The organism is Streptomyces sp. NPDC001902 (assembly GCF_042891295.1).
Taxonomy (GTDB): Bacteria; Actinomycetota; Actinomycetes; order Streptomycetales; family Streptomycetaceae; genus Actinacidiphila.
On record NZ_JBIATA010000015.1, the window covers coordinates 45306 to 66510 of the forward strand.

General features: G+C 72.2%; 24 protein-coding genes and 1 pseudogene. 18 read left to right on the forward strand and 7 right to left on the reverse strand.

Going from position 1 to position 21205, the window contains the following annotated elements:
• Window positions 1-245 precede the first annotated feature (245 nt).
• The 4 genes and pseudogenes from ACFYYN_RS23805 to ACFYYN_RS23820 all read left to right on the forward strand — a co-directional run bounded on the left by ACFYYN_RS23805 (window position 246) and on the right by ACFYYN_RS23820 (window position 2678).
• Window positions 246-1295, forward strand: a complete 1050-nt coding sequence (locus tag ACFYYN_RS23805; RefSeq protein ID WP_500547448.1) for an AfsR/SARP family transcriptional regulator — start codon at window positions 246-248, stop codon at window positions 1293-1295.
• A 101-nt stretch (window positions 1296-1396) separates the two neighbouring features.
• Window positions 1397-1825, forward strand: coding sequence for a hypothetical protein (locus ACFYYN_RS23810; protein WP_500547449.1), 429 nt, complete (start codon window positions 1397-1399; stop codon window positions 1823-1825).
• Window positions 1822-2004, forward strand: a pseudogene (locus ACFYYN_RS23815) (DUF4332 domain-containing protein); the annotation flags it as partial. The gene ACFYYN_RS23810 and the pseudogene ACFYYN_RS23815, both read left to right, overlap by 4 nt.
• A 386-nt stretch (window positions 2005-2390) precedes the next feature.
• Entirely contained in the window at window positions 2391-2678 is a 288-nt protein-coding gene (locus ACFYYN_RS23820; RefSeq protein ID WP_500547524.1) for a hypothetical protein, read from the forward strand.
• 12 nt (window positions 2679-2690) lie between these two features.
• On the opposite strand, the gene ACFYYN_RS23825 is transcribed toward ACFYYN_RS23820, so the two are convergent.
• A complete protein-coding gene (locus ACFYYN_RS23825; protein WP_500547450.1) occupies window positions 2691-2999 on the reverse strand; it encodes a hypothetical protein in 309 nt (102 codons plus the stop codon).
• A 425-nt stretch (window positions 3000-3424) separates the two neighbouring features.
• On the opposite strand from ACFYYN_RS23825, the gene ACFYYN_RS23830 reads away from it, so the two are divergent.
• The gene (locus ACFYYN_RS23830) at window positions 3425-3733 is read left to right on the forward strand and encodes a hypothetical protein (RefSeq protein ID WP_500439853.1); all 309 of its coding nucleotides are present in this window, start codon (window positions 3425-3427) and stop codon (window positions 3731-3733) included.
• Between the two features lie 32 nt (window positions 3734-3765).
• Here the strand turns inward: ACFYYN_RS23830 and ACFYYN_RS23835 are convergent, their stop codons facing one another.
• Window positions 3766-4344 (reverse strand): hypothetical protein, encoded by a 579-nt coding sequence (locus ACFYYN_RS23835; RefSeq protein WP_499513305.1) that lies wholly within the window; start codon window positions 4342-4344, stop codon window positions 3766-3768.
• Window positions 4345-4450: 106 nt separating this feature from the next.
• On the opposite strand from ACFYYN_RS23835, the gene hemL reads away from it, so the two are divergent.
• From hemL to ccsB, 8 genes are all read left to right on the forward strand, one after another.
• On the forward strand, window positions 4451-5764 hold the full coding sequence (gene hemL / locus ACFYYN_RS23840) for a glutamate-1-semialdehyde 2,1-aminomutase (RefSeq protein WP_500547451.1): 1314 nt from the start codon (window positions 4451-4453) through the stop codon (window positions 5762-5764).
• Complete coding sequence (locus ACFYYN_RS23845; protein WP_500329463.1) at window positions 5761-6435, forward strand: histidine phosphatase family protein; 675 nt, start codon at window positions 5761-5763, stop codon at window positions 6433-6435. Before hemL ends, ACFYYN_RS23845 begins: the two co-directional genes overlap by 4 nt.
• 197 nt (window positions 6436-6632) lie before the next feature.
• On the forward strand, window positions 6633-7946 hold the full coding sequence (locus tag ACFYYN_RS23850) for a polysaccharide deacetylase family protein (RefSeq protein ID WP_500547452.1): 1314 nt from the start codon (window positions 6633-6635) through the stop codon (window positions 7944-7946).
• A gap of 91 nt (window positions 7947-8037) precedes the next feature.
• On the forward strand, window positions 8038-8610 hold the full coding sequence (locus ACFYYN_RS23855; protein ID WP_500547453.1) for a type 1 glutamine amidotransferase domain-containing protein: 573 nt from the start codon (window positions 8038-8040) through the stop codon (window positions 8608-8610).
• A gap of 87 nt (window positions 8611-8697) precedes the next feature.
• The gene (locus tag ACFYYN_RS23860) at window positions 8698-9315 is read left to right on the forward strand and encodes a TlpA family protein disulfide reductase (protein ID WP_500547454.1); all 618 of its coding nucleotides are present in this window, start codon (window positions 8698-8700) and stop codon (window positions 9313-9315) included.
• A gap of 1 nt (window position 9316) precedes the next feature.
• Complete coding sequence (locus ACFYYN_RS23865) at window positions 9317-10075, forward strand: cytochrome c biogenesis CcdA family protein (protein ID WP_500547455.1); 759 nt, start codon at window positions 9317-9319, stop codon at window positions 10073-10075.
• A 3-nt stretch (window positions 10076-10078) separates the two neighbouring features.
• Window positions 10079-11851, forward strand: coding sequence for a cytochrome c biogenesis protein ResB (resB, locus tag ACFYYN_RS23870; protein ID WP_500547456.1), 1773 nt, complete (start codon window positions 10079-10081; stop codon window positions 11849-11851).
• Window positions 11848-12930, forward strand: a complete 1083-nt coding sequence (ccsB, locus tag ACFYYN_RS23875; protein ID WP_500547457.1) for a c-type cytochrome biogenesis protein CcsB — start codon at window positions 11848-11850, stop codon at window positions 12928-12930. The genes resB and ccsB overlap by 4 nt, the downstream gene beginning before the upstream one ends.
• Before the next feature lie 27 nt (window positions 12931-12957).
• Here the strand turns inward: ccsB and ACFYYN_RS23880 are convergent, their stop codons facing one another.
• Genes ACFYYN_RS23880 through ACFYYN_RS23890 form a run of 3 tightly spaced genes read right to left on the reverse strand, consistent with a single transcriptional unit; the run spans window position 12958 to window position 14786 of the window.
• Window positions 12958-13911 (reverse strand): isopenicillin N synthase family dioxygenase, encoded by a 954-nt coding sequence (locus ACFYYN_RS23880; protein WP_500547458.1) that lies wholly within the window; start codon window positions 13909-13911, stop codon window positions 12958-12960.
• Window positions 13908-14354: a nucleoside deaminase gene (locus ACFYYN_RS23885; RefSeq protein WP_500547459.1), complete on the reverse strand. Its 447-nt coding sequence runs from the start codon at window positions 14352-14354 to the stop codon at window positions 13908-13910. The genes ACFYYN_RS23880 and ACFYYN_RS23885 overlap by 4 nt, the downstream gene beginning before the upstream one ends.
• A 21-nt stretch (window positions 14355-14375) precedes the next feature.
• Window positions 14376-14786, reverse strand: a complete 411-nt coding sequence (locus ACFYYN_RS23890; RefSeq protein WP_500329477.1) for a PLD nuclease N-terminal domain-containing protein — start codon at window positions 14784-14786, stop codon at window positions 14376-14378.
• Between the two features lie 88 nt (window positions 14787-14874).
• On the opposite strand from ACFYYN_RS23890, the gene ACFYYN_RS23895 reads away from it, so the two are divergent.
• Together ACFYYN_RS23895 and mqnP are read left to right on the forward strand one after the other, a co-directional pair.
• Window positions 14875-16326 carry a menaquinone biosynthesis decarboxylase gene (locus ACFYYN_RS23895; protein WP_500547460.1) on the forward strand — a complete coding sequence of 484 codons (1452 nt, stop codon included), beginning with the start codon at window positions 14875-14877 and terminating at the stop codon, window positions 16324-16326.
• Window positions 16323-17246, forward strand: coding sequence for a menaquinone biosynthesis prenyltransferase MqnP (gene mqnP / locus ACFYYN_RS23900; protein ID WP_500329481.1), 924 nt, complete (start codon window positions 16323-16325; stop codon window positions 17244-17246). The genes ACFYYN_RS23895 and mqnP overlap by 4 nt, the downstream gene beginning before the upstream one ends.
• 30 nt (window positions 17247-17276) lie before the next feature.
• On the opposite strand, the gene ACFYYN_RS23905 is transcribed toward mqnP, so the two are convergent.
• Together ACFYYN_RS23905 and ACFYYN_RS23910 are read right to left on the reverse strand one after the other, a co-directional pair.
• Window positions 17277-17906 (reverse strand): DUF4870 domain-containing protein, encoded by a 630-nt coding sequence (locus ACFYYN_RS23905; protein WP_500547461.1) that lies wholly within the window; start codon window positions 17904-17906, stop codon window positions 17277-17279.
• 42 nt (window positions 17907-17948) lie between these two features.
• Window positions 17949-18587, reverse strand: a complete 639-nt coding sequence (locus ACFYYN_RS23910) for a rhomboid family intramembrane serine protease (protein ID WP_500329485.1) — start codon at window positions 18585-18587, stop codon at window positions 17949-17951.
• A gap of 164 nt (window positions 18588-18751) precedes the next feature.
• On the opposite strand from ACFYYN_RS23910, the gene ACFYYN_RS23915 reads away from it, so the two are divergent.
• The 3 genes from ACFYYN_RS23915 (at window position 18752) to mqnE (ending at window position 21189) form a co-directional block, all read left to right on the forward strand.
• The gene (locus ACFYYN_RS23915; RefSeq protein WP_499513320.1) at window positions 18752-19441 is read left to right on the forward strand and encodes a UbiX family flavin prenyltransferase; all 690 of its coding nucleotides are present in this window, start codon (window positions 18752-18754) and stop codon (window positions 19439-19441) included.
• A gap of 81 nt (window positions 19442-19522) precedes the next feature.
• A complete protein-coding gene (locus tag ACFYYN_RS23920) occupies window positions 19523-19978 on the forward strand; it encodes an Lrp/AsnC family transcriptional regulator (protein ID WP_499513321.1) in 456 nt (151 codons plus the stop codon).
• A gap of 47 nt (window positions 19979-20025) precedes the next feature.
• Window positions 20026-21189 (forward strand): aminofutalosine synthase MqnE, encoded by a 1164-nt coding sequence (gene mqnE / locus ACFYYN_RS23925; RefSeq protein WP_499516908.1) that lies wholly within the window; start codon window positions 20026-20028, stop codon window positions 21187-21189.
• Window positions 21190-21205 lie beyond the last annotated feature (16 nt).

Below are 21205 nucleotides of genomic sequence, written 5' to 3' on the forward strand. Positions count from 1 at the left end.
CCGCCGGGCCCGCCGGTGCCCCGGGCGCCGATTGACAGGCCGGGACCGGCGTCCTTGAGTGAGGGGCGCCAGGCAGGAGCCTCAGGGGGAAGCGTCATGCCGAGCCACAGTCAGCCGCCCGCACCGCAGCCGCCACTGCCCGGAGTGCCGCCCGAGCGGCTGTGCGGGGAGCTGCTCGGCGCGAGCGACGCCGCCGCGGACGCGGGGACCTCGCGACCGCGGCGGTCCACGCACGTACCGCCGCGATGGTGGCGGCCTCGGCGGGGCTGCCGGCGCTGTTGCGCGCCGCGCAGTGGCAGCAGGGCCGGCTGGCGCTGCTCGCCGGCGACCGGGAGGCCGCGGACGGCTGGTTCCGGCAGGCCGGCCCTTCCGGCGCCGCCGCTCCCGCCGGCCCGGTCCCGTCCGGTGGCGACGCCGGCGGCGCCCGGCTGTGGGCCCGCTTCCGCCGCGGCCCGCGCGCACCGGAACAGCCCGCGCCGCCACCGGACCGTCCCGCCGCGCCGCTGCTGGCGGTGGGCCTGCTCGGCTCGCTCAGCGTCAGCGTCGACGGTGTTCCGGCCGAGGGCTGGCACGGCCACCGCACCCGTTCCCTGCTCGCCTTCCTGCTCACCCACCGCGACCCCTGGCCGCACCGGGAGACGCTGATGGACGCCTTCTGGCCGGACTCGGCCCCCGGGGCGGCGCGCAACAGCCTCGGTGTCGCGATGCACCAACTGCGCCAGACGCTGGGTACCGCGACCGGCGAACCCGTGGTCGTCTTCCGCTGCGGTGCCTACCGGCTGGGTCCCGGGCTCGGCCTCTGGCTGGACTGCGACGAGTTCGACCTGCTGCTGCGCACCGCCCGGGAGGCGGAGGACCGGGGCGACCGCACCGGCGCGGCCGAGGAGTACGAGCGGGCGCTCGCCCTCTACCGGGGCGAGTTCCTCGCCGAATCGCCGTACGAGGAGTGGACCGTCCTGCACCGGGAGCGGCTGCGGCTGGCCCACCTCGACGCCCTCGCCCGGCTGAGCGAACTGCACTTCACCGCGGGCCGCTACGCCCCGTGCGCCGAACTCTGCCGCCGCCTGGTCGCGTTGGACCCGTGCCGGGAGACAGCGCACCGGCGGCTGATGCGCTGCCTGAGCCGGATCGGCCAACCGCACCTGGCCATCCTCCAGTTCCGGGCCTGCGTGCGGACGCTGCGCGAGGAACTCGGCGTGCCGCCGCAGCGCGAGACCGTCGAGCTCCACCAACGGCTGCGCGCTGCCGGTGTGAGCGGCGCGCCCGCGCTTATCGCGTCGCGGCCGCCGGGTTAAGCGACGGCACGGCGGCCGGTTAAGCGCGGTGCGGAAGAACGGACGCCGAGCGCGGCAGCGACCCGCCGCCGCGCCGGCGCCCACCTCGCAGGGGAGAGAACATGCCCGCACAGCCCGACCTGAACAACCCCGTCCTCGGCATCGACACCCGCGACATCCTGGTGACGGACAACGACGCCATCCCCTCCGGCCTGGTCCTCACCGCGTCCCTGCCGATCACGGTCAGCGTGACCTTCGAGGCCCGCGGCCTGGCGCTGCCGATGCTGCACGACACGCCCTTCAGGGTGACCTACGCCTTCGCCTCGCTCTCCGGCACCAGCGACGTCACGCGCTCGGTGGACGGGCGCCTGGTCACACGTCCGGCGCCCGCGAAGACGGTGTACAGCGGCGCCGACACCGACGTCGTCCTCCCGGCCGGAACGCTGCGGCCCGGGCTCTACCAGGTCTCGGCGATGGTCCAGTTCCCCGGTGCCCGGGGCATGGGCGCCTTCACCACGCTGCCGGTGATCGAGGTCGTCGAGGGGCCGTGAACGAGGACGAGCTGACCCGGATCGACGGCGTCGGTGCGACCACCGCGCGCCTGCTGGCCGCCGCCGGGATCCGTACGTACGCCGAGCTGTCGGCCGCGTCCACGGACGAGGTGATCGCCGCGGTGCGCGACCTGCGCGTGGTCTCCGCGGTCCGGGTCGAGCAGTGGCGCAAGGACGCCGCGGAGCTGGCCTCGGCGGTCCCGCCGCCGGGGCCGGCGCCGGAGGCGGAGCCGGCGGACGCCGGGTACGAGAGCTTCGTGCTGCGGGTGCGGCTGGACCGGGGGCGGATCCGGGCGACGGAGATCCGCAGGGTGCGCACCGGGGAGACCCGGCACTGGCCGGAGTGGGACGCCGGAGCGCTGCTCGCCTGCGTCCTGGGCCGCCCGGCCGGTCCAGGTCCCGGTACTGGTCCCCTTCCCGATCCCGTCCCCGGACCCGGACGGGCGACCGGGACCGGGGCCGGAACCGCGACCGGGGGCGGGGACGACGGCGATCCCCGTGCCGGAGCCGCCCCGCCGGTCACGCTGCTGGCCGAGCCGCTGCGGGCGGCGCCGTACGGCCGGGGGTGCCGTTCACGCTGGACGTCACGCTGGCCCTGCCCCCGGCCACCGGTCCCGGGGCGTGCTTCGCGTACTACGCGGCCGTCACCGCGAGCCCGGCCGGCGCGGACCGTCGCGTGCTGGCGGACGACCGGGGCGTGCTGCGGGCCGGCGATCCGGTCGTACGGCTGTCGCTGCCCGGCCTGACGCCGGGCACCCACCGTCTGGGGATCGCGGTGAGCCTGCGCGAACCCGGCGGGCACCGTCCCAGCGCGCTGGCGGCCACGGTGGACGGGCTCGTGCTCACCGTGTGACGTGCCACCGCGTCACGCGGCCGAGTCCGTGTCCTCGTCCCACTCGACACCGATCTCCCGCAGCCAGCGCCGGTCCTCCGGGCCCGGAGGACCGGGCGGCCCGGCCAACGGCTGCGGGGGGCCGGTGAGTTCGGTGCCGGTGAGCGACACTCCGCCCTTGCCGCCCGCGTGCGCGACGCTCTCGTCACCGCGTTCGAGGACCAGGAGTTCGTAGTGGGGCGGCCACCGCAGCAGGATCCGCCGCCGGCAGACCGGGCAGTACCACTCCTCGGCGCCGGAGCTCCTCGTCTCCGCCAGCCGCATCTCGTGGGTCTCGCTCATGCTCGTCTCCGTCCGCGCGAAGGGCACAGGGGAGGGCGGCGAACCGCCCCGCGTACCGGGTTGATGCCCGATCCGCCCCGATCAACCCCGGTTGTACGGGCGCCTCGTGTGACCGGCGGACGACGGGCCGTCACCGATTTCGTCACCCTTCGTGACCGTAGAAGTTCCCACCGCATGAATCGAGTCCGAAATTAGGGGATTTCACCCTATGTATTGACTGCGGGGAGTAATGGAACTTAAGGTTCATGTCAGGGGATGCCCCTATGAGCCGCATCTCATCCGACATTTCACGTCTGTGATGGTGCGTCCGCACCTGAGACCCGGACGCACCCCCCGTCGCACCCGTGCCACGCGCACCCCCGGTGCGACCCGCGCCAGGTCCCCCACGGCCGGCGCCTACGTTCCGCATCTCGAAGGGAACGACCATGCGCGTCACGAGCACGACCATCCGCCGGGTCGCCGCAGCGGCACTCGCGGCCCCGATCCTCGCCCTCGTCGGAGCCGGCGCGGCCGGCGCCGCGCCGCAACAGGCCGCCCCCGCCTCGCACCAGTCCGTCGTCACCCACGGGGACGGCTGCCGGGGCTACGGCGACTGGGGTTACGGATGGCGTTACGGCCATCACTTCGACGACGACTGTGGCTACGGCTACGGCTACGGCGGTTATGGAGGCTACGGAGGCTACGGCTACGGAGGTTACGGCTACGACAACGGCGTCGTCGTGGTGGTGCTGTAACCGTCAGTGAATCCGCACCCGCCCGGCGCCCGTCACGGCCACACCAGGCAGTAGAGCTGGTGCCCGCTCTCGTGACAGCGCTGGGCGAAGTCCTGCCACTCGTGCAGCATCGTGTAGATCACGAACGCGTCCCGCGGCCCGCGGCGGTCGGGGACGGTGGACCAGATGAAGGCGGCGGCGCCGAGGGCCTCCTCGTCGGCCTTGCGCAACGGCTCGACGACGGAGTGGGGCAGCTTGACGACGGCGTAGTCGGGGTGGAGCACGACGAGTTCCAGCGGCGGGACCTTGGCCGGGGGTATGCCCTCGATGCCGGTCAGCACCATGGCGGCCATGGTCTCCGGCTTGACCTTGGTGTACATCCCCTGGCCCAGCTCGTCGCCGCCGAGTTCCTCGGGTCGCATCGAGATGGGGACCCGCGCGGCGGTTGCACCATCGGGTGCGCCGAAGTACTTGTAGGTCACCCCCACTCGGCCACCCCTGCTCCCGCTTTTCTCAACGGCCCTGTCGCGCTCTTTCGGCGGCCGGCGGCGCCGACCGGTGGGGCGGGCGTGCTCCGCGTCGGGGTCGTCCGCCCCGCCGCCCACGTCACCGCGTTCGCCACCGCGCTGCATTCCACTACCCGACCATCCGCAGACCCAACCGCGCAACCCGATCATCGTCTCAGATGCACGGTCGATACCTCGTCGCGCAACGCCCGGCATTTGAGAGCATGTGCTTGTGAGCTATCCGTACGCCTACGAAGCGCCAGTTTCTCAGACCTTGTTCGATCGAGCAGCCGCCGTGACCCCTGGTGGGGTGAACAGTCCGGTACGTGCCTTTCGTGCCGTGGGCGGTACGCCCCGGTTCATGGTGTCCGGAACGGGTCCTAACCTGAAGGACGCGGATGGTCGCGAATACGTCGACCTCGTCTGCTCGTGGGGGCCGATGATCCTCGGCCACGCCCACCCCGAGGTGATCGCCGCCGTGCAGGCGGCGGTTGCGCGGGGTACGTCCTTCGGCACGCCCGGTGAGGGCGAGGTGGAACTGGCCGAGGAGATCGTGGCGCGCGTCGCGCCGGTGGAGCAGGTGCGGCTGGTCTCCTCCGGCACCGAGGCCACGATGTCGGCGATCCGGCTGGCACGCGGGTTCACGGGCCGGGCCAAGGTGATCAAGTTCGCGGGGTGTTACCACGGTCATGTGGACGCCCTGCTGGCCGCCGCGGGTTCCGGGGTTGCCACTTTCGGGTTGCCCGACACCCCCGGGGTGACGGGCGCGCAGGCCGGGGACACGATCGTGCTCCCCTACAACGACCTGGGGGCCGTACGGGCCGCGTTCGCCGCCCACCCCGGTGAGATCGCCTGCGTGATCACCGAGGCGTCGCCCGGCAACATGGGCGTCGTGCCGCCGGCCGAGGGCTTCAACCAGGGCCTGGCGGACCTCTGCCGTGAGAACGGCGCGCTGTACGTCTCCGACGAGGTCATGACCGGCTTCCGTGTGTCGAGGGCCGGCTGGTACGGCATCGACGGCGTCCGTCCCGACCTGATGACCTTCGGCAAGGTGATGGGCGGCGGCTTCCCCGCCGCGGCCTTCGGCGGCCGTGCCGACGTGATGGCGCACCTCGCCCCCGCGGGCCCGGTCTACCAGGCGGGCACGCTCTCCGGTAACCCGGTGGCCACCGCCGCGGGCCTGGCCCAGCTGCGGTTGCTGGACGACGCGGTGTACGAGGTGGTGGACTCCGTCGCCGCCGAGGTGTCGGGCCTGGTGACCGCCGCGCTCTCCAAGGAGGGTGTGACGCACACCCTGCAGACCGCGGGCAACATGTTCTCGGTGTTCTTCACCGGTGACCGGGTGACGAACTACGACGAGGCCAGGCAGCAGGAGGCGTTCCGCTTCACGGCCTTCTTCCACGCGATGCTCGCCCAGGGCGTGTACCTGCCGCCCTCGGCCTTCGAGTCCTGGTTCGTGTCGTCGGCGCACGACGGCGCCGCCATCGAGCGGATCGCGGCCGCCCTGCCGGCCGCCGCCCGCGCCGCAGCGGAGGCCACCGCATGAGCGAGATCACAGTCGTCCACCTGATGCGGCACGGCGAGGTGGAGAACCCCACCGGCGTGCTCTACGGGCGCCTGCCCGGCTACCACCTGTCCGACCTGGGCCGGAAGATGGCCGACCGGGTCGCCGAGCACCTCGCGGGCCGTGACATCACCCACGTCGTCGCGTCCCCCCTGGAGCGCGCCCAGGAGACCGCGGCGCCGATCGGCGCCGTCCTCGGTCTGGACGTCGCGAGCGACGGGCGGCTGATCGAGGCGGACAACGTCTTTCAGGGCAAGACCTTCGGCGTCGGCGACGGCGCGCTCAAGCGCCCCGCCAACTGGAAGCACCTGGTCAACCCGTTCCGGCCGAGCTGGGGCGAGCCGTACGCGGACCAGGTCGTCCGCATGACGGCCGCGCTGGAGGCGGCCCGGGACGCGGCCCGCGGCCACGAGGCGGTGTGCGTCAGCCACCAGCTGCCGATCTGGATCGTGCGCAGCGCCGTGGAGCAGCGGCGCCTGTGGCACGACCCGCGCAAGCGGCAGTGCACCCTGGCGAGCCTGACGTCCTTCACGTTCGAGGACGACCGGATCGTCTCCGTCGGCTACACCGAGCCCGCCCGCGACCTGGTCCCGGCGCATCTGCTGGCCGGGGCGAAGCCGGTCAAGGGCGGCAGCAAGGGCTTCGGCGCCTGACGACCGCCTCCCGCCGGTTCCGGAGGGCACCGGTCACGCGGACCGGCGCCCTCCGGTACACCCCGTGACGGCCGCCGCCGCGTGGCCCGATACGGTGCCCCGCCCGGTGAATTCGTGCACCCCGCGAAGGAACCTGCCGTACGCGTACGGCATCTAGGGCGGTGAGCAGGGGCGACGCACGGGGATTGGGGCGCGGAATGCGGGAGATCAGCCGACGAGGGGTACTGGGCCTGGCGGCCGGAGCGGCGGCCGCCGGGCTGGCGGGCTGCGCCGGGGAGGGCCCCGGCGGCCGGCGCGTCGGCGAGGGGCCGTCGGCGTCGCCCACCCCGTCCGCCGGCGGCCCGCAGGGGCGGCCCTCCCCGTCCCCGTCGGTGCGGACGATCGGCGACGGCTCGACGGCCGACACCGGGCCGCAGCCCCATCAGCCCGCCGTGGAGCGCCTGGAGCCCGGGCAGACGCCACCGCAGTTCGTGATCTTCTCCTGGGACGGGGCGGGCGAGCTGGACAACGGGCTCTTCGAACGGTTCCGCAAGCTCGCGGGCGAGCACGGGGCGGCGATGACCTTCTTCCTCTCCGGCGTCTACCTGCTCCCCGAGTCGAAGAAGAGGCTCTACAAGCCGCCGCGCAATCCCGTCGGCGCCTCCGACATCGGCTACCTCACCGACGCCCACGTCCGCGCCACCCTCGAGCAGTTGCGGCTGGCCTGGCTGGAGGGCCATGAGATCGGCACGCACTTCAACGGCCACTTCTGCGCGGGAGCGGGCTCGGTGGGCCGCTGGAGCCCGGCCGACTGGCGCAGCGAGATCGAACAGGCCGTCGGCTTCGTGGAGAACTGGCGCACCCACACCGGTTTCACCGACCTGCCCCCGCTGCCCTTCGACTACCGCAAGGAGCTGATCGGCGGCCGTACGCCCTGCCTGCTGGGCCAGCGCTCCCTGCTGCCCACCGCCGCCCGCCTGGGCTGGCGGTACGACGCCAGCGGGCCGGGCGGCCTGCAGGTGTGGCCGGGCAAGAGCCACGGGCTGTGGGACCTGCCGCTGCAGGCGGTGCCCTTCCCCGGCCGCTCCTTCGAGGTGCTGTCGATGGACTACAACATGCTGGCCAACCAGTCGGTGAACTCCACGCGCGGCAACCCCGCCCACTACCCGGCCTGGCGGCGGCAGGCCCGCGACGCCTACCTCGGGGGCTTCCGCCGGGCGTACGAGACCAACCGCGCCCCGCTGTTCATCGGCAACCACTTCGAACAGTGGAACGGCGGGATATACATGGACGCCGTCGAGGACGCGCTGCGGCGGATGGCCGACCACCGGGACGTGCGCCTGGTGTCGTTCCGCCAGTTCGTGGACTGGCTGGACGCGCAGGACCCGGCGGTGCTGGCGAAGCTGCGCACCCTCGGCCCGGGGCAGCGCCCCGCGGGCGGCTGGCGCCGGTTCCTCGCGCAGGAACGTTCCTCCGTGCCCCCCTCCACCACGCCGTCCACCACGCCCTCCTCCTCTTCCTCCCCCTCCTAGACGGTTCCGTCCGTTTCGTCCTGGGGGCGGCGGGCAGGCGAGCCGGTGAACGGGAACGTCCTGGAGGACCGAGCCGAGGAGGTCGGAGGCCATGCGCGCGTCCCTGCAGGGGAGGAAGATCGCGTTCCTGGTGGCGCCGGAGGGCGTCGAGCAGACCGAACTCACCGGCCCCTGGGAGGCCGTCCGCGAGGCGGGCGGGACGCCCCGGCTGGTCTCCACCCGCCACGGCCGCGTGCAGGCCTTCGAGCACCTCGACCGGGCCGGCACCTTCCCCGTCGACGACACGCTCGGGGAGGTGGTCGCCGCGGACTTCGACGCGCTGGTGCTCCCCGGCGGCGTCGCGGGCCCCGACCTCCTGCGACTCGACCCGGACGCCGTCGGCTTCACCAGGGACTTCTTCACCGAGGGCCGCCCCGTCGCGGCGATCTGCCACGCGCCGTGGCTGCTGGTGGAGGCCGGTGTCGTGCACGGACGTACCCTCACGTCCTGGCCCAGCGTGTGCACCGACGTCACCAACGCCGGCGGCACCTGGATCGACCAGGAGGTCGTGGTCGACTGCGACGGCCCCAACGTCCTGGTCACCAGCCGCAGGCCCGGCGACCTCAAGGCCTTCCAGGACGCCCTGGTGGACGAGTTCGCGCACCAGACCCGGAGCCGCGATTAACCGTCGCTTACTTGGGGCATTTGCCGCTTTCGGCAAAGCTGTCGGGGGTGCGCGAGATCGCTCCCGGCCTCATGCGAAACTTTTCACATGAGTCCTACGCGCGCCCTCCGACGCCGTCCGCTCCGCGGTGCCGCGGCACTGGCCGGAGCAGCCGCGTTCGCGCTGGCCGTCACGGCCTGCTCGACCTCCACCGCGTCCTCCGACGGCACCGGCCCCGGAACGAACTACGTCGGCGGCACCGGTGAGATCTCCACGGTCAAGCCGGGCCACCGGGTGGCAGCGCCGGAGCTGAGCGGGAAGTCCGTCGAAGGAGCCCCGCTCAGCCTCGCCGACCACAAGGGCAAGGTCGTCGTCCTCAACATCTGGGGCTCGTGGTGCCCGCCCTGCCGGGCCGAGGCGCCGCACCTGGCCAAGGTGGCCAAGGAGACCGAGTCGCAGGGCGTGCAGTTCATCGGCATCAACACCCGGGACCTGCAGACCGCACAGGCCAAGGCCTTCGAGAAGGAATTCGCCATCCCCTTCCCGAGCTTCTACGACCCGTCCGGGGACCTGGTGCTGCGCTTCCCCAAGGGCAGCGTCAACCCGCAGGCCATTCCCTCCACGCTGATCATCGACCGTCAGGGGAAGATCGCGGTGCGCGCGCTGAAGGAGCTCAGCGCCGACGAACTGCACGAGGTCCTCGACCCGGTGATCGCGGAGAAGTGACGTGAGCGTACTCGCCGCCGGTGCCAACCAGACCGTGGTGAACGGCGCCCTGCTCGCCGCCGTGCCGGTCGCGCTCCTCGGCGGCCTGGTCTCGTTCTTCTCGCCGTGCGTGCTTCCCCTCGTTCCCGGTTACCTGTCGTACGTGACCGGCGTCACCGGCACCGACCTGGCCGAGGCCCGGCGCGGCCGGATGTTCGTGGGCGCGTCGCTGTTCGTCCTCGGCTTCACCGCGGTCTTCGTCTCCGGCGGCGCGCTGTTCGGCAACTTCGGCACGACGCTGCTGGTGCACAAGACGGTCATCACCAGGGTGCTCGGCGCGCTCACCATCGTCCTTGGGCTCGCCTTCATGGGGGTGGTCGGCGGCATCACCCAGCGCGAGCTCCGCTTCCACCGCAAGCCCGCGATGGGCCTGGCGGGGGCGCCGCTGCTCGGCGTGCTCTTCGGCATCGGCTGGACGCCGTGCCTGGGACCGACGCTGAGCGCCGTCAACTTCCTCGCCTTCAACGAGGCCAGTGCCGGCCGCGGGGCGCTGCTCACCGCCGTCTACTGCCTCGGCCTCGGCCTGCCGTTCATACTGGCCGCCGTCGCCTTCCGCCGTGCGCTCGGCGCCTTCGGCTGGGTCAAGCGCCACTATGTGTGGGTGATGCGCCTCGGCGGTGGCATGCTCGTCGCTGTCGGCCTGCTGCTCGTCACCGGCGTGTGGGACCACATCGTCTACCAGATGCAGATCTGGTCGTCCGGCTTCACTCCAGGGATCTGATCCATGAGCTCCAAAGACACCGCGGGGGCACCCCCCGACGCGGCGGCGGACGCCGGTGCCGACCTCGGCGCGGCCGGCGCACAACTGTCGACCGCGCCCGTCGAGGACCTCGGCCAGGTCGTGCCCGGCTCCTTCGGCGGCGTCCGCGGGCCGGGTACGGCCGGCGGACTCGCCTGGACCGGACGCGAGGTGTGGGGCTGGACGCGCTGGATCTGGCGCCAGCTCACCTCGATGCGGGTGGCGCTGATCCTGCTCTTCCTGCTGTCGCTCGCCGCCGTCCCCGGTTCGCTGGTGCCGCAGACCAGCGTCGACGAGATCAAGGCGCAAGCCTTCAAGGACGCGCACACCACGCTGGCGCCGCTGTACGAGAAGCTCGGGCTGTTCAACGTCTACAGCTCGGTGTGGTTCTCGGCGATCTACATCCTGCTGTTCGTCTCGCTCGCCGGCTGCATCGTCCCGCGCAGCTGGCAGTTCGTCGGCCAGCTGCGCGCCAAGCCGCCGGCCGCCCCGCGCCACCTCACCCGGCTCCCGGCGTACGCGACCTGGCGCACCGAGGCCGAGCCGGACGCGGTGCTCGCCGCCGCCCGGCGCGCGCTCCGCGGCCGCCGCTTCCGCACCCAGGTCACCGGTACGGCGGTCGCGTCGGAGAAGGGCTTCCTGCGCGAGGCCGGCAACCTGATGTTCCACATCGCCCTGTTCGGGCTGCTGATCTCCTTCGCGGTGGGCGGGCTGTTCAAGGCCGAGGGCGGCAAACTGATCGTCGAGGGCGACGGCTTCAACAACACGCTCACCCAGTACGACGACTTCAAGCCGGGCACCTTCTACGACGCCGACGACCTGGACACCTTCGGCTTCAAGCTGGACGGCTTCAACGCCTCGTACGCGCGCAGCGGCCCGCAGAAGGGCACGCCGCGCACCTTCCGCGCCAACATCCGCTACTGGACGAGCCCGGGCGGCAAGCAGACGAAGTCCGCGATCGAGGTCAACAAGCCGCTGGAGGTGGGCAGCTCCAAGGTCTACCTGATCGGCCACGGCTACGCGCCCGTCGTCACCGTCAAGGACGGTCAGGGCAACGTCGTCTTCCAGGGCCCGGTGCCGTTCCTGCCGCAGGACGGCAACCAGACCTCGGTCGGCGTGATCAAGGCGATGGACGTCCGCGACCACGCCGACAAGAAGACCCAGTACGGCTTCCAGGGTCTGTTCACCCCGACCTTCGCGCTGAACGCGCAGCAGGGCCCGCACTCGTCCTTCCCGGCCCTGGACTACCCGGCGCTGATCCTCACCGCCTACCACGGCGACCTGGGCGTGGACGCCGGCCTGCCGCAGAACGTGTACCAGCTCGACACCGACAAGATGAAGCAGTTCAAGGACGCCGACGGCCAGATCGTGAGCAAGGCGATGAAGCCGGGGGAGACGCTCGCGCTGCCCGACGGCGACGGCTCGCTCACCTTCGACGGCGTCAAGACCTGGGCCACCTTCCAGGTCTCCCACCAGGTCGGCAACGGCTGGGCGCTGGTGAGCGCCGTCGCCGCCATCCTCGGCCTGGCCGGATCGCTGTTCATCCAGCGCCGCCGGGTCTGGGTGCGGGCGGTGCGCGGCGCGGACGGTGCCACCGTCGTCGAGCTGGCCGGGCTCGGCCGCAGCGAGTCGGCGCGGATCGCCGACGAGCTCGGTGAGCTCGCCGCCGACCTCACGGCCACGGCCCCGCCGCTGCCCGAAGCGGACCCCGAACCCTCAGAAGAACCTCTGCCCGATGACGAAGGAGCGCGCGCGTGACCATCGCTGCCGCGGTCAACGAGAACGTCGCCCACCTCAGCAACTACCTGATCTACTCGGCGATGGCGGTCTACACGCTGGCCTTCCTCGCCTACATCGCGGAGTGGGTCTTCGGCAGCCGCAGCAAGGTCGCCAAGACCTCCGCCGCGCTCGCCCCCGGCGCCGCCGGGTCCGCGCCCGCGGTCACCGTGACCGTGAAGCAGGGCGGCGGCACCGCCACCCTGGCGCGCCCCGAGGTCGTCACCCGGGCCTCCGCCAGTGACCGCGGCTTCGCCGACGGCCCCGGCGCGGCCGGCGACACCGAGCAGGGCGACCTCTACGGCCGCATCGCGGTGTCTCTGACCGTGCTGGCCTGGGCGCTGCACGTGGCCGCCGTGGCGGCGCGCGCCTTCTCGGTGCAGCGCGCCCCCTGGGGCAACATGTACGAGTTCTCCACCACCTTCGGCGCCACGGCGGTCACCGCCTACCTGGTGCTGCTCCTGCTGGGCAAGAAGGTCCGCTGGATCGGGCTCTTCCTGACCACCACGGTCCTGCTCGACCTCGGCCTCGCCGTCTCGGTCCTCTACACCGACAGCGACCAGCTGGTCCCGGCGCTGCACTCCTACTGGCTGTGGATCCACGTCTCCTGCGCCATCATCTCCGGCGCGGTGCTCTACCTGGGCGCGGTGGCGAACGTGCTCTACCTCTTCCGCGACCGCTACGAGACCGGCCTCGCGGCCTCGGGCACCTCCGAGAGCACCTGGGCGAACATCATGTACCGCCTGCCGTCGGCCGCGAGCCTGGACAAGTTCGCGTACCGCGTGAACGCCATGGTCTTCCCGCTGTGGACGTTCACGATCATCGCCGGCGCGATCTGGGCCGAGGCGGCCTGGGGCCGCTACTGGGGCTGGGACCCCAAGGAGACCTGGTCCTTCATCACCTGGGTGGTCTACGCGGCCTACCTGCACGCCCGCGCCACCGCCGGCTGGAAGGGCCGCAAGGCCGCCTACCTGGCGCTGCTCGCCTTCGCCTGCTTCCTGTTCAACTACTACGGCGTGAACATCTTCATCACCGGCAAGCACTCCTACGCCGGCGTCTGAGCCCCGGCGTCCGGCCCCGGCCGGGGTTCAGCCCAGGCCGATGGCGTCCAGCTTCGCCCGCAGGTACGCGTGCGAGTCCACGGGCTCGTACGCGTGCCTGCCGACGGGCGCGGGCAGGGGCGTCACGCGGGTGCCGGGGTCGCACTCGTAGAACCACACCAGCGACATCAGCTCCTCCGCCGGGGCGTCGGCCGGCGGGGGCAGCACGCGGTGCCGCCCGGAACGCCAGCGGTCGCCGGTCCAGCGGGCCATCAGGTCGCCGATGTTGACGGTGAAGGAGTCCGGCTCCCAGGGGGCGTCCTGCCAGCCGTCCTCGTCGGTGTGCACCTGGAGGCCGCCCTTGCCCCGCTGGCGGTCGAGCACGGTGACCGTGCCGAAGTCGGTGTGCGGGCCGATCCTGAACTGGCCCGGCTCGGGCGCTCCGACCACCTCGGTGCCCGGGTACCAGTTGATGTTGAAACCCCAGGTGGGGTGGCGGGTGTGCCGGGTGAAGAGGTCCCCGGGCCCGCCAAGGGCGGCGGCCAGCAGCTCCAGCAGGTGGTCGGAGAGACCGCGCATGTGCCTCACGTACGCGTCCACCAGCGGTCGCAGCCGCGGCGCCTCGGCCGGCCAGAGGTTCGGCAGGAACCACTCGGCGTCCACCGCCGGGTCACCGGTCGGCTCCTCGGCGGCGAACGACCAGGACTCCTTCAGGTCCGGCGGGGTGGCCGTGCCCTCCGCGTAGCCGTTGGCCTCCGCGCCGGGGCCCAGCCAGCCCCGGCCGCCCACCCGCACCGCGTACGGCTCCTTGACGGCGGCCGGCAGCCGGAAGAAGCCGCGGGCGGCCTCCCGGATCGCCGCGCGCAGTCCCGGCTCGACGCCGTGCCCGGTGACCAGCAGGAAGCCGGCCGAGCACAGCGCCTCGTCGACGGTGGCGGCGACGCGCGCGCGGGTGGCGGCGTCGCCGGTGAGCCAGGGCCCGAGGTCGATGGTGGGGATCATGCGCCGATGTCCTCGTTCCACAGCTCGGGGCGCGCCGCGACGAACTCCGTCATCAGGGCCACGCACTCCGGGTCGTCCAGCAGGACGATCTCCACGCCGTGCTCGGCCAGCCAGTCGTGGCCGCCGAGGAAGGTGCGGGCCTCGCCGATGACGACCCGGGAGATCCCGAACTGCCGGACCAGGCCGCTGCAGTACCAGCACGGCGACAGGGTGGTCACCATCGTCGTCCCGCGGTAGGTGCGCTGCCGTCCGGCCGCCCGGAAGGCCGCCGTCTCGCCGTGCATCGACGGATCTCCGTCCTGCACACGGCGGTTGCGGCCGCGGCCCAGCACCGTGCGGCCGTCCGGAGCGTACAGGGCCGCCCCGATGGGGATCCCGCCCTCCGCGAGGCCCGCCCGGGCCTCGGCGACGGCGGTCGCCAGCATCGCCTGCGCGTCGTCCATGACGCCCAGTGTCCCGCAGGATCAGCCGCGGGGCTGGTTGTCCTGGCCGTCGGCGGGGCCGTTCTCGCGCTGCCGCAGCTCCTCCTCGCGGCGGCGCAGGTCGGCCTCCCAGCTCTTCAGCAGCTGCTCGTCCTTCTTGTTCTCCTCGCGCAGCGAGTGCAGGAACTCCGGGTTGTCGTCCGGGGCGACCCACTGCGTGCGGTGGTTGCGGTGCCACTCCGCGGGCGTGCTGCCGCCCGCCGGCCCGGTGCGGTGCTTGCCTGCGACCAGCCAGGCGATCGGCCCGATCAGCACCTCGCCGAAGAGCAGGATGACGATGACCCACACGACCTTGGGGAGGCCGCGGACCTGCTCCTCGGGCGTGTTGAGGCAGTCGATGAAGGCGTAGATCCACAACGCCAGCACCAGCAGGAACGGGATGTACCGGATCATCGCGGGAGTGCCCCCCAGGCAGCGACGGCGGGGCGCGGCAGGGCCCCGGTGACGGGTCCAGGGTAGTGCGTGCCGGATACTGGACCGCATGGCTTACGACGATCTTCGCTCGCTGCTGAGGGCCCTGGAGAGGGAGGGGGACCTCAAGCGCGTCAAGGCAGAGGTCGACCCGTACCTGGAGGTCGGTGAGATCGTCGACCGCGTCAACAAGGCGGGCGGCCCGGCGCTGCTGTTCGAGAACGTCAAGGGCTCCTCGATGCCCCTGGCGATGAACGTGTACGGCACCGACCGCCGGCTGCTGAAGGCGCTCGGCCTGACGTCCTACGCCGACATCGGCGACCGCATCGGCGGGCTGCTCAAGCCGGAGCTGCCGCACGGTTTCGTCGGCGTGCGCGAGGCCTTCGGCAAGCTCGCCGGGATGACGCACGTACCGCCGAAGAAGGTGAAGGACGCCCCCGTCCAGGAGGTCGTCCTCACCGGCGACGACGTCGACCTGGACGCGCTGCCGGCCCTGTTCACCTGGCCCGAGGACGGCGGCTCCTTCTTCAACCTCGGCCTGACGCACACCAAGGACCCCGGGACCGGCGTCCGCAACCTGGGCCTGTACCGGCTGCAGCGGCACGACCGCCGCACCATCGGGATGCACTGGCAGATCCACAAGGACAGCCGCAACCACTACCAGGTGGCCCAGCGGCGCGGCGAACGGCTCCCGGTGGCCATCGCGTTCGGCTGTCCGCCCGCCGTGACGTACGCCTCCACCGCGCCGCTGCCCGGCGACATCGACGAGTACCTCCTCGCCGGCTTCATCGGGGGCAGGCGCATCGAGATGGTCGACTGCAAGACGGTGCCGCTGCAGGTGCCCGCCCAGGCGGAGGTGGTCCTGGAGGGCTGGCTGGAGCCCGGGAAGATGCTGCCCGAGGGGCCGTTCGGCGACCACACGGGCTTCTACACCCCGCAGGAGCCCTTCCCGGCGCTGACCATCGACTGCGTGACGATGCGCCGCCGGCCGCTGCTGCAGTCCATCGTGGTGGGCCGGCCGCCGACCGAGGACGGCCCGCTGGGCCGGGCCACCGAGCGGTTCTTCCTCCCGCTGCTGAAGGTGATCGTGCCGGACATCGTGGACTACCACCTGCCGGAGGCGGGCGGCTTCCACAACTGCGCGATCGTCTCGATCGACAAGAAGTACCCGAAGCACGCCCAGAAGGTCATGCACGCCATCTGGGGCGCGCACATGATGTCGCTGACCAAGCTGATCGTCGTGGTCGACGCCGACTGCGACGTGCACGACCTGCACGAGGTCGCCTGGCGGGCACTGGGCAACACCGACTACGCCCGCGACCTGTCGGTGGTCGAAGGTCCCGTGGACCACCTCGACCACTCCTCCTACCAGCAGTTCTGGGGTGGCAAGGCAGGCATCGACGCGACCCGGAAGCTGCCCGAGGAGGGCTACACCCGCGACGGCGGCTGGCCCGAGATGGTGCTCTCCGACCCGGAGACCGCCGCGAAGGTCGACCGCCGCTGGAAGGAGTACGGCCTGTGAGCGCCGAATCCGCGACCCCGGATCTCTTCGGACCCTCCCCGCGCCCGGACGGCAAGGTCCGGGCGTTCCTGCGGCTGGTGATGATCGAGCACTCGGTCTTCGCCCTGCCCTTCGCCTACATCGCCGCGCTCAGCGCGATGTTCGCGCAGGACCGGTCCGTCCACTGGTGGCAGCTCTTCCTGATCACCGTCGCCATGGTGGGCCTGCGCACGTTCGCGATGGCGTGCAACCGGATCATCGACCGCGAGATCGACGCCCGCAATCCGCGCACCGCGGGACGCGAACTGGTCACCGGAGCCGTGTCCGTGCGCTCGGCGTGGACCGGCGCGCTGATCGCCGTGGTGTTCTTCCTGGGCGCCGCCGCGCTGCTCAACCCGCTGTGCCTGGCGCTGGCGCCGATCGCGGTGGTCCCGATGGTGGTCTACCCGTACGGCAAGCGGTTCACGGACTACCCGCACGCCATCCTCGGCCTCGCCCAGGCCATGGGCCCCATCGGCGCCTGGCTCGCGGTCACCGGCTCCTGGTCGTGGGACGCCGTGATCCTCGGCCTCGCGGTGGGCGTGTGGATCGGCGGCTTCGACCTGATCTTCGCCTGCCAGGACGTCGCCGCCGACCGCGCCCACGGGGTGCGCTCGGTGCCGGCCCGCTTCGGCGTCGACGGCGCGCTGTACGGGGCGCGGGTGAGCCACGTGGTGACGACCGTGCTGCTCGTCTGGTACGGACTGGCGGTCGGCGCCGGGGCCTTCTGGTGGGTCGGCATGCTGATCGTGGGCGGTGCCTTCGTCTACGAGCACAGCATCGTGAAGCCCGGCGACCTCAGCAGGCTCAACCGGGCGTTCTTCACGGTCAACGGCTTCATCGGGATGGCGCTGTTCCTGTGCGCCCTGCTCGACCTCGCGGTGCGCGGCCTGGGCGTCTGACGCCCCCGCGCCGGGCGCGGCCGCGCCCGGTCAGCGGCGCACGAACGGCAGGGCGACGAACTTCGGGTAGCTCCACCACTGGCCGCCGTTGGCCTTGGTGCTGCCGATGATGCAGAAGATCACCCCGGTCAGGAGGTGCAGCGCGGCCAGGGCCATCAGGCCGAAGCCCACGAAGGGCAGCCAGACCGGTCCGCCGTGGTCATACGCGGCCACGGAGGCGATGCCGCCGGCGTAGCCGACGATGCCCAGGAGGCCCGCGATGGCCGCGGTGATGCCGTAGTTGATCCCCTGCGCGGCGTGGTGCCGGATGAAGGGGTCGTGCTTGTTCCGCTCGTTGGAGCGGATGACCAGCGGGGTCACCCAGGCCAGCGCCCAGCCCAGGCAGCACATGCTGCTGCCCGCCACCACGGTGAGCAGCGCGCCCAGGTGGGCCCACATGGCCGGCGTGGTGGGCGGCCGCAGCGGCGGGGGCGGGAACGGCAGCGGCCCCTGGGCGTGGCCGTAGCCGTAGCCGTACGGGGGCTGCGGCGGTGCGGGCGGCGGGTACGGCGGGGGCGGCGACGGCATGGCGTGGGGCCCCTGCGCCGGACCCGGCTGCGGTGGCACGGGCGGCACGGTGTCCCGCGGCGGTACGTCGTCGTGCTTGCTGAAATCGGTCATGGAGAACCGCCCCCCGTCGTTTGGTCCCCGGATCCTACGGCCTCATCTGATCAGCCCGTCGGCGGGGCGGTCCCGGAAGAGGAAGGCGCCCACGACGCCGCCGAGGAGGCCGAACAGGTGGCCCTGCCAGGAGACCCCCTGCGCGGTCGGCAGGACACCCCACAGGATCGAGCCGTACGCCACCGCGACGACCAGCCCGACCGCGATGTCGATGAGGCGCCGGTCGACGAAGCCGCGCACCAGCAGGTACCCGAACAGGCCGAAGACGACGCCGGAGGCGCCGGCGGTGTTGGTGTGCGGCGGCGCCACCAGCCAGACCCCGCCGCCGCTCGCCATGACGATGACGAACACCACGCTCAGCAGGCGGGTCGTGCCGCGCAACGCCGCGAGAAAGCCCAGCACCAGCAGCGGCAGGCTGTTGGCGGCGACGTGGTCGAAGCCGAAGTGGATGAACGCGGCGGGGATGATGTCGCGCAGTTCGCCGATCTGCCGCGGCACGATCCCGAAGGTGTCGAGCGCGTGATGGGTCATCACGTCCACGCACTCGATCAGCCAGAGCAGCCCCACCCAGATGAACATGATCGCCGCGGCCGTCTTCGCCCGCTCTCCCGGAGCGACGTCGCCCCGGACGCGCCGCCGGGCGTCACCGGCGTCACGGCCGGCGATGGGTTCGTACGCCACAGGCCCCCCTCGTGGTGGTCCACCGTCCGCCTGGCCGGCCAGGCTCCCCTCACGGTAGACAACGACGACGGCATCCGTGGCGGTTCCCGCGCCCACTCGTCCGTTCCGCCCGCCCGGCCGGACCGGCCGAGGCCGTGCCACAGGTGGCCGGATAGGCTCGCGGCATGGACGACAGCGAGCGCGGGACACCGTGGGTGGTCGGGGTCTCCGGGGCTTCCGGGACGCCGTACGCCGCGGCGGTGCTGCGGGCGCTGCTCCACGCCGGCGAGGCGGTGGACCTGGTGGTCAGCCGGGCCGCCCGGCTCACCGTCCTGGACGAGACCGGGGCGCCTTTCCGGGACGCCCACTGGCGCGAGGACCTGGCCCGCTGGCTGGCCCGCGGCGCGGACGGCACCCCGGACCGGTTCGAGACCGATCTGAGCCGGGTGCGGTACTGGTCCGCCGGGGACCTCGCGGCCGGGCCGAGCTCGGGTTCGTACCCGGTCAAGGGGATGCTGATCGTGCCGGCGAGCACGGCCTGCGTGGCGGGCGTCGCCCTCGGGCTCTCCAAGGACCTGCTGCAGCGGGTGGCGAGCGTCACCCTGAAGGAGCGCCGGCCCCTGGTGGTCGCGGTACGGGAGACGCCGCTGGGCGGGCAGACGCTGAGGCACCTGGTCGCCCTGGACGAGGCGGGCGCCGTGGTGCTGCCGGCCTCCCCCGCCTTCTACGCCGGGGCCAGGGACATCCAGGACCTGGTCGACTTCGTCGCCGGCCGCGCGCTGGACGCCGTGCGGGTGCCGCACAAGCTGTACCGCCGCTGGGAGGGCGAGCTGGGGGCCGCCGGGGCCGGGGTCGACGGGGCTGCCGCGGATTGATGCGCAGGGCACATCCCCGTTCATGCCTTAGATTCTTGTCCTGACAGCGCAGTCGCGGCACGAATGAAGGGGTCCAGTCTGATGGACGCGGTGGACAGGCAGCTCATCCAGGCCCTCCGTGAGAACGGCCGGGCCTCGTACGCCGAGCTGGGCCGGCTGGTGGGCCTGTCCGGACCGAGCGTCACCGACCGGATCAACCGGCTGGAGCAGGCCGGTGTCATCACCGGCTACCGCGCCACGATCCGCCCCGCGGCACTGGGCCTCGGGGTCACCGCGCTGGTGGGCCTGCAGCTCAGTGACGCCGCCGACCACGAGGACGTGGCGACCCGGCTGCGCGACCTGGACGAGATCGAGGACTGCTGGTTCATCGCCGGCGACGACTCGTACATGCTCAAGGTGCGCGTCCCCGACGTGGACGGCCTGGAGCACACCATCCGCCGGCTGTCCGGCACCAAGGGCGTCGCCCGGACGCGCACCACCATCGTGCTCTCCACGAAGTGGGAGAACCGGGTCGGGGAACTCCCCGAGAGCATCTAGGCGTAAGGTCGGACGGTCGACTACGGATGGTGAAGGCGAGGCGGGCGATGGACGCGGGGCTCAAGCGCGAGCTGGAGGAGAAGGTCTACGCGGGTGAGCGGCTGACCCGCGAGGACGGCATCGCCCTCTACGAGTCCGACGATCTGGCCTGGCTGGGCGGCCTCGCCCACCACGTGCGGACGCGGAAGAACGGTGACGTCGTCCACTTCAACGTCAACCGTCACCTCAACATGACCAACGTCTGCACCGCCTCCTGCGCGTACTGCTCCTTCCAGCGCAAGCCGGGGGAGAAGGACGCCTACACGATGCGCATCGAGGAGGCCGTCCGGCTGGCGAAGGAGATGGAGGGCGAGAACCTCACCGAGCTCCACATCGTCAACGGCCTCCACCCGACGCTGCCGTGGCGCTACTACCCGCGCTCGCTGAAGGCGCTCAAGGAGGCGCTGCCGGACGTCTCCCTGAAGGCCTTCACCGCCACCGAGATCCACCACTTCGAGACGATCTCCGGGATGAGCGCGAGCGAGATCCTGGACGAGCTCATCGAGGCGGGCCTGGAGTCGCTGACCGGCGGCGGCGCCGAGATCTTCGACTGGGAGGTGCGGCAGCACATCGTCGACCACCGCACCCACTGGGAGGACTGGTCGCGCATCCACCGGCTGGCGCACGAGAAGGGCCTCAAGACCCCGTGCACCATGCTGTACGGGCACATCGAGGAGCCCCGGCACCGGGTGGACCACGTTCTGCGGCTGCGCGAGCTGCAGGACGAGACCGGCGGCTTCCAGGTCTTCATCCCGCTGCGCTACCAGCACGACTTCGTGGACCTGAAGGACGGCAAGGTCCGCAACACCCTCCAGGCGCGCACCACGATGGCCAGCGGCGCCGAGGCGCTGAAGACCTTCGCGGTCTCCCGGCTGCTCTTCGACAACGTGCCGCACGTGAAGGTGTTCTGGGTCATGCACGGCGTGCAGACCGCCCAGCTCGCGCTGCAGCACGGCGCGGACGACATGGACGGCTCGGTCGTCGAGTACAAGATCACGCACGACGCCGACAACTACGGGACGCCCAACAAGCTCACCCGCGACGACCTGCTGGAGCTCATCCAGGACGCCGGCTTCCGTCCGGTGGAGCGCAACACCCGCTACGAGATCATCCGTGAGTACCCGGGTCCCGACGCGGCGCGCCGCGAGTCGCCGCAGCCGATGCGCCTGTGAGCCTGGGCGTGCGCCG

Coding starts and splice junctions, on each gene's coding strand:
- ACFYYN_RS23805 (WP_500547448.1), top strand. CDS start 246: ATGGTGGCGGCCTCGGCGGGGCTGCCGGCGCTGTTGCGCGCCGCGCAG.
- ACFYYN_RS23810 (WP_500547449.1), top strand. CDS start 1,397: ATGCCCGCACAGCCCGACCTGAACAACCCCGTCCTCGGCATCGACACC.
- ACFYYN_RS23825 (WP_500547450.1), bottom strand. CDS start 2,999: ATGAGCGAGACCCACGAGATGCGGCTGGCGGAGACGAGGAGCTCCGGC.
- ACFYYN_RS23830 (WP_500439853.1), top strand. CDS start 3,425: ATGCGCGTCACGAGCACGACCATCCGCCGGGTCGCCGCAGCGGCACTC.
- ACFYYN_RS23835 (WP_499513305.1), bottom strand. CDS start 4,344: ATGCAGCGCGGTGGCGAACGCGGTGACGTGGGCGGCGGGGCGGACGAC.
- ACFYYN_RS23845 (WP_500329463.1), top strand. CDS start 5,761: ATGAGCGAGATCACAGTCGTCCACCTGATGCGGCACGGCGAGGTGGAG.
- ACFYYN_RS23850 (WP_500547452.1), top strand. CDS start 6,633: ATGCGGGAGATCAGCCGACGAGGGGTACTGGGCCTGGCGGCCGGAGCG.
- ACFYYN_RS23855 (WP_500547453.1), top strand. CDS start 8,038: ATGCGCGCGTCCCTGCAGGGGAGGAAGATCGCGTTCCTGGTGGCGCCG.
- ACFYYN_RS23860 (WP_500547454.1), top strand. CDS start 8,698: ATGAGTCCTACGCGCGCCCTCCGACGCCGTCCGCTCCGCGGTGCCGCG.
- resB (WP_500547456.1), top strand. CDS start 10,079: ATGAGCTCCAAAGACACCGCGGGGGCACCCCCCGACGCGGCGGCGGAC.
- ACFYYN_RS23880 (WP_500547458.1), bottom strand. CDS start 13,911: ATGATCCCCACCATCGACCTCGGGCCCTGGCTCACCGGCGACGCCGCC.
- ACFYYN_RS23885 (WP_500547459.1), bottom strand. CDS start 14,354: ATGGACGACGCGCAGGCGATGCTGGCGACCGCCGTCGCCGAGGCCCGG.
- ACFYYN_RS23890 (WP_500329477.1), bottom strand. CDS start 14,786: ATGATCCGGTACATCCCGTTCCTGCTGGTGCTGGCGTTGTGGATCTAC.
- ACFYYN_RS23895 (WP_500547460.1), top strand. CDS start 14,875: ATGGCTTACGACGATCTTCGCTCGCTGCTGAGGGCCCTGGAGAGGGAG.
- ACFYYN_RS23905 (WP_500547461.1), bottom strand. CDS start 17,906: ATGACCGATTTCAGCAAGCACGACGACGTACCGCCGCGGGACACCGTG.
- ACFYYN_RS23915 (WP_499513320.1), top strand. CDS start 18,752: ATGGACGACAGCGAGCGCGGGACACCGTGGGTGGTCGGGGTCTCCGGG.
- ACFYYN_RS23920 (WP_499513321.1), top strand. CDS start 19,523: ATGGACGCGGTGGACAGGCAGCTCATCCAGGCCCTCCGTGAGAACGGC.
- mqnE (WP_499516908.1), top strand. CDS start 20,026: ATGGACGCGGGGCTCAAGCGCGAGCTGGAGGAGAAGGTCTACGCGGGT.